The following is a 14,352-nucleotide window of genomic DNA, read 5'->3' as shown; positions in this document are numbered from 1 at the left end:
ACTGAAAATCGACATTATCTGCCTGCTGGTCTGCTATTTTATCCACAACAGCGAAAAAGCACAACCGTGTATCGGATAAAATGTGAAATTGCCACGCATTACGGCACAATGCTCCTATTATAATTTATCGGCATTTGTAATACACCTCGCCCATAACCATCGAAATATTTCACCCAGGCTCAATAACCTAAATCGTTCATGGTTCAATCATTAATATGAACCTGCCCTGCAACCTGTAACCTGAAACTTGTAATCAGCAACCATAATTATATATAGTCCCATACTTTATGAAAAGTTTGTTCATCACGCTATTATTGTTTTCCATGTGCGCCTGCTCAAAAAATAATTCATTTGGGCATTGCACAAACTGGGTGGGCGATTATTCCTATCACGAATTACCAGTGCCTACGGCTACCGGTATTAACAAGATCATGGAGTGGGAGTTATCGGTGTCGCAACAAAACGATACCTGCTGGGGCACCCTGGAAATTACCGGGTTAACTACTTATATAAAATTACTCACTACTATCTCCGGCGATTCTTCCCGGGTTGATGTAAGATATAATAAATACCTCGATGGCTCACAGGACTTCAAACCCGGTGACGTATTGTTCAGCCTGAGTAAAGACGGAAACAATTTAATTACCGGCTGGAAGAAGCTGCAACCCATGCTGGTAGAGTTTCCCGAACCGGAAGGCATTTGTTTTAACAGGTTGAAAAAAAGAAAGCAGGACGATCTCTAGCAGCCCGGGGTTAAAAAAATAGCGCTGTAACCGTTTACATTAATAAAAATCTTTTTCCTATTTTAGTGTCGGAACACATGTAGCCTTTTTAACCCAACCAACGACTGCTGCCAGCATGAAATACGTGGATTTTACCAGTGAAGAACTGTGGATACAATTTTTGCCCGGCGATCACCTCGCTCTCGATGCCATCGTAAAACGGCATTACAATTTACTCTATCAATATGGTTGTAAATTCACCCGCGATGCGGCCCTGGTAAAGGATTGCATCCAGGATCTTTTCCTGTATCTGTGGCATAAACGGAATGCTATAAATGAAACAGCTTCGGTAGAGCATTACCTCATGAAAGCATTGCGCCGCCGCCTGGGAAAGGCGCTCACCAAATCCGGTTCAACAGAAGGCCTCAGTTTTATCGAGTTCAAAGATGCCAATGCAACTCCCGACGACCAGCTCATTCAACAGGAGCAAAGGGCCGCTTTGGCCGACAGAATAAGAAAATGTATCCTGCAACTCTCCAAACGCCAGCAGGAGATCATTTATTTACGCTTCTACCTCAATGCCAGCGCCGCCGAAATTGCCGACATTATGCAATTAAACCGTCAGTCGGTATACAATCTCCTCAACGACGCACTCAATAAATTGCGCCGGCATACCGGTGCTTATTTTAAACCAACTATTGCATTATCTATTGTATTGATATTGGTATTAAGCCAATTATGGATTTCTGATTTAGCGATTTAGTGATTTCTTTAATTGTCAGCCACCAGCCTGGTTTTCAAATCCCGAAATCAGGAAATCTCAAAATTTCTTCCAAAAAGTACAGTAGTTTTTTTTCGTCGCGGTGTATTGGGTTTACAGGGAGCATACATCAGATGAAAAATCAGGATATCAATAGCATAGATGACTTACTGGCCAGTGAATTGTTCAGAAAATGGATCATTGAAAAAGATGAAGCCGCCGCCATTTACTGGAGCCAATGGATAGATAAAAATCCAGCCCGGCTGGAGTGGGTAGCTGCAGCCAAAGCAATTATTGAAACGCTTACCGAAAGCAACAACCAACTTACTAACCAGGAAATAAACCGGGAAGCTGATCTTATTCAACAGAAATTATTATCCTTAAACCCGGAAATATACGAGGATGAAGAACCTGGATACCTGGAGACCTATACGGATGATGGTAAGGAGCGGGGCTTGAAAGGTATCCCTTTTTTCCGTACACGCTACCTGGTGGGTATTGCAGCGTCTCTTTTAATGATCGCAGGCGTTTACTGGCATTATTCCAATAAACCCGGCCAGGCGCCTGCCAATGCCTACAAGGCCTTTTTAAAGGAATCAAAACACAAAAGCCTTGAGTACAATAACAATTCAGACAGCGGGCAGCACATTGTATTGTCAGATGGAAGTGAAGTAGTGCTGGAAAAAAGCAGCCGGCTTACGTATGCGGCCAATTTTTCATCGGGTAAAAGAGAAGTATACCTGGAAGGCAATGCCTTTTTTAATATAACCCGTAATCCCGAACGTCCGTTTATTGTATATACCAAAACAATAGTTACAAAAGTGCTGGGCACCAGCTTTTATGTAAAAGCCATGAGCAGCGCCGAAACGGCCAGCGTAGTGGTAAAAACCGGGAAGGTGTCGGTTTTTAAACGCGAGAATTTCACCAGTACCGATGCCGGTTCTGCCACCTTAAAAGGCATGGTAGTTACTCCCAACCAACAGGTAGTATACGATATTCCCAACGAACAAATGAATAAATCACTGGTAGAAAAACCGGTGATCGCCAGCCAGGCAAATTACAGCTTTGATTTTGACGATACCCCCGCGGCAGAAGTATTCAGCCGCTTACAAACCGCTTATGGCGTACCCATTCTGATAGATGAAGAAGTGCTGAAAACCTGCACCATTTCTGCCGCATTAGGCAATGAACCCTTCTATGAAAAGCTGCGCATCATTTGTAGGATTATCAATGCGACCTATGAAGTGATTGACGGGAGTGTGATAATAAATACAAAGGGATGTAAATAAAATACAGCCTAAAGCTATAAGCTGAAAGCCATCGCGGCAACATATAACCAAAAACCAAGAACAAAGAACTGAGAACACTGAATTAATAAGTAACCAAAACTAACTGTACTATGTTGTAACGAACGATTCACTTGCCACTTTCCTTAGCCCCGCCTCGCGTAAGCGATGGCGGGAAAAAAGGAAGCCTGTAATGTTGGCCCATTACAAGCTTCCGGTTGTTACCTGTATCTGCTTTTTGCACAGTAGGATACAGGCGGTTGATTTCAATTATTATTAAAACCAAGGATTGCAATTTATGAAAAATTATTTTTCATTAGTGACTGCCATTATGAAACTATCTGCCATCCCGATCCTGCTGATGTTGACATCGTTTTGTAGCCTCGCCAAAGTCACCACGGGCCAGGAGATACTGGCCAAAAACGTAACCATTTCAGTATCGAACAAGGAATTGAAATCGGTACTGAAAGACGTAAGTAAAATGACCGGCGCCAAATTCCTCTACAGCCGGGAGATCATTCAGTCTGACCGCCGGGTTACCATCAGTGTAAAGGAAAAACCGCTGTCAGCGTTTCTTTCACTGGTGCTTACCCCCTTGCGCATCAGTTTTGAAGTAGACAAAAACGGGTACATCTTTTTAAATACCATCGCTATTGCCGGAGTTGTATCCGGCAGCGATGGTATTGCCTTTGAGGACAATACCGGTTATGAGGCAATGCCGGTAATCCTGCCTGGCAAACTCACCGGAAAGATTGTAACCGAGGAAGGAGTGCCCATTGTAAGCGCCAGCATCCAGGTAAAAGGCACCACCCGTGGCACAACTACCAATAAGGAAGGGCTTTTTGAATTGAGTACAACCGATGAAGATAAAATATTGATTATTTCCGCCATAGGGTACGAAAAACAGGAAATCGTGATCGGAAAGGAATCCCGCTTCCTCATTATTATGAAAACACAGGTATTGAACCTCGATGATGTGGTGGTGATCGGGTATGGTACTCAGAAACGGAAAGACGTAAACAGTTCCATTGTTTCCATAAAAGCAGATGACCTGAAGAACCTGCCGCAAACCGGTATCGATCAAATGCTGCAGGGCAAGGCTTCGGGCGTTACAGTAACCCAGAATTCCGGCGCCCCCGGTGGCGGTGTATCTGTAAAGATCCGCGGTATTTCCACCTTCGGCGGAACTGAGCCCTTATATGTTATAGATGGCGTGCCCCTGGAAGGTAACAATAACAAAGACGCTATTTCTTTTGTAGGCGATGGTGAAAGCAATATGAGCGCCCTGTCATTTTTAAACCCCAACGACATTTTATCGGTAGACATCCTAAAAGATGCTTCCGCCACTTCTATCTATGGCAATCGAGCTGCCAATGGCGTCATCATCATCACTACAAAAAAAGGAAAAGCCGGCGATGGTAAAATAACCTTCGATGGGTACTACGGCGTGGCAAACATCAGTAAGTACCTCGATCTGATGGACCTGAAAGCTTATGGCGCTTACAAGAACGGCATTGCTGATTTTACCGGTACCGAACGGCAGCCGCAGTTCGCCAATATAGATCTGCTGGGCAAGGGTACCGATTGGCAACGGGCTATTTTTCAATCTGCCGCCATTCAAAACTACCAGCTGGCTTTGTCGGGCGGTAAAGCCGGTACCACCTATTATATCTCCGGCAACTATTTCAACCAGGAAGGAACGATTATAGGTTCCGGGTTAAAACGTAAAACAATTCGCATTAACCTCGATAACCAGGTAAAGCCCTGGTTAAAACTGGGGGTAAATGGCAGTTACAGCAGCACCGGTCAAACCATCACGCTCACCAATAACTCCAATAACAATTACGGGAATGTGATTGCCATGGCTATCCAGCAATCGCCCGATGTGCCCATTACCAATGTGGATGGCACGTATGGCGGTCCAAGCGATATTACCGGTTTAGGCGCCATGAGCGGCGGTAACCCGGTGGCCCAGGCAACTACCTGGCATACGCTGCTTACAAAAAACAAACTGCAAAGCAACCTGTATGTGCAAACAACTTTCCTGAAAGACTTCACCTTCCGGTCTGATTTCGGCAGCGACCTCAACTGGAACAACAGCGATGCCTGGATGCCCACCTTTGCCTGGGGCCGCAGTATAAATAACCTCAACAGCTATAAAGTACAATCCAGTAAAACCACTTTCTGGAACTGGCGCAACGTACTTACCTGGCAAAAAAGAATAAAGCAACACGATGTTACCATCATGGCCGGCCAGGAGGCTCAGGAATATGAAACGAACAGCATAACTTCTTCGCGGTCGAAATTTGTTTCCAACGACCTTTATTCGCTGAGCCTGGGCGATCCGTCAACAGCCAGCACTATCCAAAGCCTGTTGCAAAGCACCCAGGAATCCTATTTCAGCCGCATCATTTATTCATTCGATAACCGGTATTCATTTACCGCCAATATAAGAAGAGACCAAACCAGCAAATTTGCACCGGGTAAACAAATAGGTTGGTTCCCGGGCATCTCCGTTTCGTGGACAATTTCCAATGAAGAATTTTTAAAATCATTTTCATACATCAATCACCTGAAGATCCGGGCCGGGTATGGAGAAGTGGGTAATCAGAATGTACCCAACTATGTATATGGTTCAGCGCTTAGCCCGGTGTTCATCAACTCATCTGCATTTGGCAGTGGTTTGGGGCAGTACATCAGTAACTATGCCAACCCCAATGTAAAATGGGAACACCAGGCGCAAACCAACCTCGGTATCGATGTAGGCATTGCACAACGGTTTGATGTTACTGTTGATCTGTACAATAAGATCTCCAACAAATTCCTGTTCGCAGCCACTTATCCCGCGTTTACGGGTACCGGTATTCCCAACAGCGGTACGCTGGGAATGGCGGCGCCTTATGTGAACTATGGTAAAATGCAAAATAAGGGCTACGACATCTCCCTGATCTACCACTCCGGTAAAAATGCAAAAGTAGACTGGAAGAGCACCCTCATTTTCTCACACTACCAGAATACCGTAAAAGAACTGAACAGCCAAACCAGTAACATTGTACAAACCCTGTCGGTAAATGGTAACCCGCCCATCACCAAAACAATGGTAGGACAACCAGTAGGGTTGTTTTATGGATATCAAACGGTTGGTTTGTTCCAGACCATCGATCAGTTGAATGGAGCCGCCATCCGCGCCGGAAACAGCAGAGATGCCAAAAACGGCACCTACCTGGGCGATATCCAGTTCAGGGACCAGGATAAAAGCGGCGCTATCGATGGCGACGACCGCGTAATAATCGGGAACCCCAACCCTAAATTCACCTTTGGTTTTACCAACAACTTCTCTTATCAGAATTTCGATCTTTCCATTTTCGTGACCGGAACGTATGGTAATAATATCTTCAACTACACCCGCGTATGGGGCGAGGCCATGACGGCCACGGCAGGCAATCAAATGGCCAGTGTAAAAGACCGCTGGACGTACGAAAACAATAACACCTCCATGCCACGTTATGCAAACGGTGATCCGAACGATAACGGAGGCATCAGCAACCGGTTCATAGAAGATGGTTCTTACCTGCGTATTCAGAATATAACGCTGGGTTACAACTTCACCCCGTTGATGCATCGGAACCTGAAAGCCATTTCAAGGTTCAGGGCTTATGTTTCCATCCAGAACCTGCACACGTTCACCCACTATTCAGGGTACGATCCTGAAGTAGGGCCGGTAAATGGAAACGTATTCCTGAGCGGTATCGACCTGGGCCGTTACCCGGTTCCCAGAACGATTACCGGCGGCATAAACGTTGAATTTTAAATATCCTGAACCTGACAAAATAGTATAACGATGAAGCCAATTTGTAAAAATATTATAGGTGTTATAGGAATAACCCTGGCTGTATCGGCTATGGTTGCCTGTAAAAAATCTTTCTTCGACGGCACACCCAAAGGACAATATACCACAGATACCTATTTTAAAACACCCGCAGAAGTACAGGCAGCTACCGCCGCCATGTATGGAGCGCCCTGGTTTAATTTTAACTGCACCTACAGCATGAGTATTGGCGATGTGTATTCCGGTAATTCTACCGGCGATGCCAATGCTGCCATGATCCAGTTCCAGAACATGAACGTAACGCAGTCGAACGAGTACCTGTACAAAGGGTGGGCATCGTTGTACAGCGTGGTAGGTCAGGCCAATGCCATTTTAATGAACCTGGCTAATAATCCCAACGCTTTGAGCCTCGATGCCGCTACCGTTAACACCGCTATGGGTGAATGTTATTTCATGCGGGCCGCCGCCTATTTTTACCTGGTAAGAAATTACGGCGCGGTACCTATTGTAACAGATACCAACAACTTTATGGTGAATTACCAGTTGCCCCGCCATATAGTATCGGATGTTTACAAGTTCATCATCAACGACCTGAAGCAGGCGGAAACAAAATTACCCAATAAGGGCGCCACGCCCGGCCGGGTATCTGCTGGCGCCGCTAAGGCCATGATGGCAAAAGTATACCTGACCATGGATGATTTTGCCAATGCCAAAGCAAAAGCCTGGGAGCTGATCAGCAATGAAAGCACCTATGGATATGGGTTAATGGACAGCTTTGCAGACCTGTTTTATACCCGTAACAACAATAACAAGGAATCTATATGGGCCCTGCAATGGACGGCCAGCAACGCCGATGGTGCCTATGGCACCGGCAATGTTACCCAGGCCTATTGCGCCGCATATGGGCAGGAACTCACCGGCGGTACCGATGGCTGGGGCAGTTTTAAACCCAGCCTCGATCTGCAACGGGATTCCATTGCCGGAGACCAACGCAGAAAACCAACTTATATGCGCGCCAATGATTACTACCCGGAATTGTTGCAGGCAAGAGGTGGTTATACCTATCCATCCTGCAAATCAAAAACCGGCGCCAATGTAAAAAAATATGTAGTGGGCAATTATGAAGACAACGCAGCTACGGGCGGCGCCTATAGTATGTCAACCGGTATCAACACTTATATGATCCGCTATGCCGATGTATTGCTAACGTATGTAGAAGCTGTAATGGGCAACAATACCTCCACCAATGACCCCATTGCCATTGCGCAGTTTTTACGGGTAAGAACGCGGGCCGGTTTAGGCGGCATTCCGGTTAACAATATTACAGCCGATGACCTGTTGCGGGAACGAAGACTGGAATTTGCCTTTGAAGGCCAGTACTGGTACGATATCCTTCGCCTGCCCCGGGATAAAGCCCTGGAGCGGTTAAGCAAAACAGAAAGAGGCATGTTTGAAGGCTGGTGTGGCGATGGTGCTGTTGTATCCAACAAAATTTCTGTTACTGCCAGCATGCTGTTGTTCCCGGTACCCCAATCGGAAATAGACATCGATCCCAAACTGGCAGATGCACCGGTAGCTTATTATTAAACACAAATCTGGCCAACAAATGAATAAACATATTTTATTACGTTGTACAGCGATTTGCATCCTGGCAACTACATTATATACAGCCTGTAAAAAAGACAGCATTCCCACTCCCGGCAATTTATCGGTGAACCCTGCCACTGCATTACCCGAAACTTTTATCACTATCACGGGAAGCGATATGCAGGACATCGTATCTATAAAATTCGATACTACCACGGCATCGTTCAGTTCGGTGTTCAATACCAGTTCGGCCATTTTTACCAATGTGCCTGCCAATGCTAAATATGGTCCGCAGCAGATCACTATCCAAAACAGGGATGGAAGAATGGCTGCCGTTAATTTTTCTGTGCTGCAACCTGCCCCGGTGATCAACAGTTTCACTCCGGGTAACGTGCCCATAGGCGATACAGTAACCATCACCGGCAGCATGTTCACCAATATCAGTGGCGTATATATCGGCAATGTAAAGGCCATCATAGTAGATTCATCGAGCCGTACCCGGTTGAAAATAAAAGTACCAACGGGCGCGGCCTCCGGGTTGCTGTCTATAGTAACCTGGGGCGGTACCACGTACAGTACCGGTGCCATTACAATAGGGGAGCGGGCATACCTGATCTCCGATTTTGATGGCGGCGGACTGGCTGCCGACGGCAATTCCTGGTACGCTTATGGCGATATGGATTCAAAGACCGTTACCAATGCAAACCCCGACCCTAAATCAGGTAACTTCTTAAAAACGATCTGCAAACAACCGGCCACCACTTCCTATGCAGGGGTTTCAACATTCGCGTTGAGCACCGCCAATCAAACATTTGGGATGACATCTGCCACAGCCGTCACCACCCTGAAATTTGATATTAACAATAATGGCAAAACGGCTACCATGCTGCAGGTAATTGTACAGGAAACCACTACCGATAACAATTCCACCAATTTTGCGGTAAGCATACCGGTAAATGGCACCGGTTGGAACACCATTTCCATCCCGTTAACCACCATGTTTAATAACTATGGCGGTGGCACATTAACGCCAAATCCTGCCAATATTACCAAGGTGAAGTTCCATTTTCAGAACTACAACTTAAACCCAATGGAAGCGGATATTGACAATGTGCGGTTTGCTTATTAATAACAAAACGAAGTACAAATGAAGCTTAATAATATTTTATTACCCGGCCTGGTTGTGTTTGCCTGCATAACCGGTTGTCAGAAAAAGGTGAGCAACGATCCGGATACCATTCATCCCAACCTGGATCTCACATTAAAAGACGCCGCCTCTTTTCCATTGGGCGTTGGGGTTGATTATACCGCCTTCACGGCCAATGGTACTTATACCTCCCTTGTAAAATCGCAGTTCAACGTGGCCACCCCTGGTTATGTTATGAAACATGGCGCTATTGTACAGGCCAACGGTTCTTACAACTTTACCAATGCCGATGGATTTGTAAATGGCATTACAGGCGCCGGCATGAGTGTATACGGACATACCTTATGCTGGTATCAAAACAACAACGGGAACTATCTGCGAGCTTTACTGGCCCAGGGTGGCACAGGAGCAGTCAATAATCCCAGCCTCATCCTGAATGGTTCGTTTGAAACCGCGGGCAGCGGTGTTACTTTCCTTAACTGGAGCGTATGGAATGGCAGTGCTGTAGTAAGTGCAGGAACGGCTGCCGGAGAAGCGTACCAGGGTTCCCGCTCATTAAAAGCAGCGCCTGCCGTAGCCGGTAACCCCTGGGATGTACAGGTGGTAAGCGACGACATCACCATGACCTCGGGCACTTCATACAAAGTAAGATTTTACGCAAAAGCGGCAGCAGCAGGCGGCAAATTCAGGTTGAGCAACAATGGCGGTTCCGCACAATATTCAGCTGATTATGTGCCCACCACCAGCTGGGCGCCCTATGAGTGGACGTTCACCCCGAATAATGCTACCAAGAAGATCGTATTCGATATGGGTTATACGCCCAATACCTATTACATAGACAGCGTAAGCGTAACGCTCAGCAATCCACCAGCTTCTGCTGCCGGTTTTGCTGAACAACAATTACGGATAGATACAACAATGAAGAATTTCATCACCAGCATGATCACCCGGTATAAAGACAGGGTGCATGCCTGGGATGTAGTAAACGAACCCTTTGACGACAATGGGGTGGTGAGAAGCGGCACAAGCGCAAGCGATGCTTTCTATTGGGGCGATTACCTGGGCGACCGGGACGCAGCCAAAAAAATGCTTACAAACGGGGATAGCATGGTAGCAAAAGCTTTCCGGTATGCGCGTGCCGCCGACCCCACCGCTAAATTATTTCTGAACGACTATGCCCATGAAACGAATTCCGTTAAAATGGACAGCCTCATTGCGTTGATAACCCGGTTAAAAACAAAAGGCGTTCCCATTGATGGGGTAGGCTTGCAAATGCACATGACCTACCTGGTATCTAATACCGCCATCGATAACGCATTGATGAAAATGGCGCGGCTGGGTTTGCTGGTAAAGATCACCGAACTGGATATCAGCGTAAACCTGGGCGACCAGAATTCCCCGCAAACCGCCAATTTTGTACTGTCGCCCACCATGCTGCCGCAACAGGCCGCCAAATACCGGTACGTGGTGGAATCGTACATGCGCAATGTGCCCGAGGCGCAGCGCTATGGCATAACCGTTTGGGGAGTAGGCGATTCCGACTCCTGGTTACGCGCCCGCACACCCTACCATACCAAGGATTACCCCTTGTTGTGGGATGATAATTATAATAAAAAAGACTCGTATACTGAGTTTCTGACTGGTTTGCAATTAAAATAAATCGGGAGACCGGCTGATGGGGCTGGGCGCTTAGTCGTGCTCAGCCCTGCTTTTTTAAGGTGTGTTAGGTACAACCTGTAAGGAGAACCATTTTATCTTAAACAATCGCGGGGTAAAAGTCCTCCTTACAGGTCACCTCTTATTCTTCCTTCTTTTGTATATTTGATACATACCTCCTAATAACGTTGCCCCAATGACAACCAAATTATTCTTACCAGCATTTTTTTTCCTATACATAAGCTGTTTAAGCACCACCGCGCAAACAGCCAAAGTAGATAACCCCATCCTGGCTGGTTTTTATCCCGACCCCTCCATTTGCCGGGCGGGAAACGATTACTACCTGGTCAATTCCACTTTTGCCTATTATCCGGGGTTACCCATCTTTCACAGTACCGACCTGGCCAACTGGGAACAAATTGGTTTTGCCATGGACCGGCCCGAACAATTGAACCTGGATAGCACCCACGTATCGGGCGGGTTGTTTGCCCCCACCATCCGTTTTTATAAAGGCACGTTCTATATAACCTGTACCAATACCAGCCATGGCGGCAATTTTATTATCACCGCCAAAAATCCCAAAGGCCCCTGGAGCAACCCCGTGTTCTTACCCAATGTAAAAGACATCGATCCCTCTTTGTTCTTTGATGATAACGGCAGAGTTTATATTACCTACAACAGTTATGCGCCCGATAATAAACCTCAATATGATGGCCACCGGACCATCCGGATGTACGAAATAGACCTGGCAACCCTGCAAACAAAAGGGGAAGAGATCACCCTGGTAAATGGAGGCTCGGATATCTCGCAAAAACCGGTCTGGATCGAGGGACCGCACCTGTACAAATACAATAAGATGTATTACCTGATGTGTGCAGAAGGGGGTACCAGTTATAATCATTCGGAGGTGATCTTCAGAAGTAAAAAAGTGGAAGGGCCTTATGAACCCTATAGCGGCAATCCCATTCTTAGCCAGCGCCAGTTAAATGTCAACAGAAAGAAACCGGTTACCTCCACCGGCCATGCCGACCTGGTAACAACAACCGATGGCAGCTGGTATGCCGTGTTCCTGGGTTGCCGTCCATATTCCGATGATAATTACAATACCGGCCGCGAAACCTTTATGGCGCCGGTTCAATGGCAAGAGGATTGGCCAATTATTCTGCCGGCAAATGAAACCGTGCCCGATAAAGTAAGCATCCCCAACACCACCGCTAAAAATCCCCTGCCGTTCAGCAGCGATTTTCATTTCAGGGATAACTTCAAAAGCCCAACCTTAAATAACCGTTATGAGTTTCTGCGTACGGTGCGTGAACCCTGGTACCAGATAAACAATCTGGAAGGAACACTTACTCTGCAACTAAAACCCGCCACCGTGGCCGATAAAACCAACCCGGCATTCATTGGGTTCCGGCAATCGCACCTCCGTGGCTATGCATCTACAGCACTTATGTTTAACCCTACCAGTTCGCAGGAAAAAGCCGGGCTGATGGTGTTTCAGAATGAAAATTTTTATTATTTCTTCTGTCAGTCGTACGACAATAACCAACCTGTTTTGCAATTGTTCCGCGGGCCTGGTAAAAATGGCGGCGAACCCTTACTGCTAAGCACCCAGAAAATTCAAACAAGCAACCTGTTGCCGCTGCAGTTAAAAATACAAACCAACGGCAATGCCTATTCTTTTTATTATGCGGAAAAAGGCAGCAAGTCATGGAAAACATTTAAAGAAGGCCTCGATGCCAGTTTTCTGAGCACCCATACCGCCGGCGGCTTTGTAGGTTGTATGTATGCCATGTATGCCACCTCAAGCGGATTGCCGATCACCAGTAACGCGGTATTTAGCTATTTTGAAAGTAAGGGAAATGATCAATAGACAATAGGCAATTGCCGAAATTGTCTATTGTTCCTTCGCGCAGCGAAGGAATTTGCCAATTGCCTATTGGTTGCTGTTTTTTGCGTTGTGTGTTTCATACAAATCATTCAGCCCTAAAACGATCGGTATTAAGCATTCAGCATGGCGGATTTGGCGTTTAGCTTTTTTTGAATAAATTCGCGTAGTGAATTACAGCGTTAAAATATTCTATTCTTACCTCGCTTTCCTCCGAAGCGCATGCGCCAACGTGCCATAGATTTCACGTCCTAAACACATATTCCATTCCTGATTTGACCCTGAGCGGAGTCGAAGGGTGGTGCTATTAAGCACTGAGCGAAGTCGAAGCGCTCAAATTTTATATTTTAATTCTTTTAATTTAAAATTAGTATGAAACATATTGCCGTTGTCGGACTGGGCAAGGTGGGTTCACTGGTAGCCACATTGCTGAACGATATATTTACTGTTACCGGTATTGATCAAAAGGCCCCTGCCGATGTACCATTTAAAGTAGTTACCGGAAATATTACCGATAAAAATTTTTTAGAAGACGTGTTGTCGAAACAGGACGGCGTGGTATCCTGTTTACCTTATAACCTCAATTTACCGGTAGCCGAAACTGCTTTTAAAACCGGCATTCATTATTTCGATCTTACAGAAGATGTACCCACAACCAGTGCTATCCGTAAAATGGCGGAAACCTCCAAAGGCGTAATGGCGCCACAGTGCGGACTGGCGCCGGGTTTTATCGGGATTGTGGGCGCTGATCTTTGTCACCGGTTCACTAAATTGCGCGATGTGGAGTTACGCGTAGGCGCATTGCCCCGTTACCCCAATGGATTGATGGCTTACTCTTTTACCTGGTCGCCGGCCGGGGTTATCAATGAATACATCAACGATGCCGAAGTAATACACAATGGTACCCGCAAAATGGTGCCTTCGTTAGATGGCGTGGAATACATTAATATAGAAGGGCAGGAGTTTGAAGCCTTCAGCACCAGTGGTGGCCTGGGTACGTTATGCGAAACCCTGGAGGGCAAAGTAGATACGCTCAATTACAAAACCATCCGGTACCCCGGTCATGCCAAACTGATGCGGTTTTTATTATATGAGCTGATCCTGAAAGACAAGCGCGAGTTAACTGAACAAATACTAACAGAAGCGAAGCCCCCGGTACGTGAAGATGTAGTGTATGTATATGCCGTAGTGGAAGGCTGGAAAGGGCAGGAGCTGGCCCGGGATGAATTTTACCAGGCCTATCATCCTATTACTATCCATGGTAAAGAATGGCGCGCCATCTCCTGGACAACCGCCGCTTCCGTAGCCGCTGTAGTAGAAATGGTAGCCAATAAAGAATTGCCGCAAAAGGGATTTATTAAACAGGAAGAAATTCCTTTTGAGAAGTTTCTTAAGACTAAGAACGGATTTCTGTATACCAATAAGCAATAGGCAATTAAAATGCAGTTACAGGTTCCAGGTTTCAGGGGAAAACCCT

The 14,352-nt window shown here is 46.3% G+C and carries 9 protein-coding genes; all 9 read left to right on the top strand.

Translation table 11 applies throughout. From position 1 onward, the window contains the following. Positions 1 to 287: 287 nt before the first annotated feature. The 9 genes from NIAKO_RS13090 to NIAKO_RS13050 all read left to right on the top strand — a co-directional run bounded on the left by NIAKO_RS13090 (position 288) and on the right by NIAKO_RS13050 (position 14,306). Positions 288 to 743, top strand: coding sequence for a DUF5991 domain-containing protein (locus NIAKO_RS13090; RefSeq protein WP_014218912.1), 456 nt, complete (start codon positions 288 to 290; stop codon positions 741 to 743). Between the two features lie 115 nt (positions 744 to 858). Further along, the gene (locus NIAKO_RS13085) at positions 859 to 1,485 is read left to right on the top strand and encodes an RNA polymerase sigma factor (protein WP_014218911.1); all 627 of its coding nucleotides are present in this window, start codon (positions 859 to 861) and stop codon (positions 1,483 to 1,485) included. A gap of 131 nt (positions 1,486 to 1,616) precedes the next feature. Further along, the gene (locus NIAKO_RS13080) at positions 1,617 to 2,771 is read left to right on the top strand and encodes a FecR family protein (protein ID WP_014218910.1); all 1,155 of its coding nucleotides are present in this window, start codon (positions 1,617 to 1,619) and stop codon (positions 2,769 to 2,771) included. Between the two features lie 295 nt (positions 2,772 to 3,066). Beyond that, a complete protein-coding gene (locus NIAKO_RS13075; protein WP_014218909.1) occupies positions 3,067 to 6,579 on the top strand; it encodes a SusC/RagA family TonB-linked outer membrane protein in 3,513 nt (1,170 codons plus the stop codon). Between the two features lie 30 nt (positions 6,580 to 6,609). Continuing rightward, on the top strand, positions 6,610 to 8,184 hold the full coding sequence (locus NIAKO_RS13070) for a RagB/SusD family nutrient uptake outer membrane protein (protein WP_014218908.1): 1,575 nt from the start codon (positions 6,610 to 6,612) through the stop codon (positions 8,182 to 8,184). A gap of 19 nt (positions 8,185 to 8,203) precedes the next feature. Further along, complete coding sequence (locus tag NIAKO_RS13065) at positions 8,204 to 9,313, top strand: glycan-binding surface protein (protein WP_014218907.1); 1,110 nt, start codon at positions 8,204 to 8,206, stop codon at positions 9,311 to 9,313. An 18-nt stretch (positions 9,314 to 9,331) separates the two neighbouring features. Further along, positions 9,332 to 10,990, top strand: a complete 1,659-nt coding sequence (locus NIAKO_RS13060; protein WP_014218906.1) for an endo-1,4-beta-xylanase — start codon at positions 9,332 to 9,334, stop codon at positions 10,988 to 10,990. A 193-nt stretch (positions 10,991 to 11,183) separates the two neighbouring features. Then, positions 11,184 to 12,860: a glycoside hydrolase family 43 protein gene (locus NIAKO_RS13055; RefSeq protein WP_014218905.1), complete on the top strand. Its 1,677-nt coding sequence runs from the start codon at positions 11,184 to 11,186 to the stop codon at positions 12,858 to 12,860. 387 nt (positions 12,861 to 13,247) lie between these two features. Beyond that, positions 13,248 to 14,306 (top strand): saccharopine dehydrogenase family protein, encoded by a 1,059-nt coding sequence (locus NIAKO_RS13050; protein ID WP_014218904.1) that lies wholly within the window; start codon positions 13,248 to 13,250, stop codon positions 14,304 to 14,306. The last annotated feature ends 46 nt before the right edge of the window (positions 14,307 to 14,352 follow it).

It is taken from the genome of Niastella koreensis GR20-10 (assembly GCF_000246855.1).
GTDB lineage: Bacteria > Bacteroidota > Bacteroidia > Chitinophagales > Chitinophagaceae > Niastella > Niastella koreensis.
This window is presented reverse-complemented; position numbering and strand designations above follow the sequence as displayed.

Bases quoted from the DNA above. Each gene is read 5' to 3' on its own strand.
- NIAKO_RS13090 (WP_014218912.1), top strand. From the start codon at position 288: ATGAAAAGTTTGTTCATCACGCTATTATTGTTTTCCATGTGCGCCTGC.
- NIAKO_RS13085 (WP_014218911.1), top strand. From the start codon at position 859: ATGAAATACGTGGATTTTACCAGTGAAGAACTGTGGATACAATTTTTG.
- NIAKO_RS13080 (WP_014218910.1), top strand. From the start codon at position 1,617: ATGAAAAATCAGGATATCAATAGCATAGATGACTTACTGGCCAGTGAA.
- NIAKO_RS13075 (WP_014218909.1), top strand. From the start codon at position 3,067: ATGAAAAATTATTTTTCATTAGTGACTGCCATTATGAAACTATCTGCC.
- NIAKO_RS13070 (WP_014218908.1), top strand. From the start codon at position 6,610: ATGAAGCCAATTTGTAAAAATATTATAGGTGTTATAGGAATAACCCTG.
- NIAKO_RS13065 (WP_014218907.1), top strand. From the start codon at position 8,204: ATGAATAAACATATTTTATTACGTTGTACAGCGATTTGCATCCTGGCA.
- NIAKO_RS13060 (WP_014218906.1), top strand. From the start codon at position 9,332: ATGAAGCTTAATAATATTTTATTACCCGGCCTGGTTGTGTTTGCCTGC.
- NIAKO_RS13055 (WP_014218905.1), top strand. From the start codon at position 11,184: ATGACAACCAAATTATTCTTACCAGCATTTTTTTTCCTATACATAAGC.
- NIAKO_RS13050 (WP_014218904.1), top strand. From the start codon at position 13,248: ATGAAACATATTGCCGTTGTCGGACTGGGCAAGGTGGGTTCACTGGTA.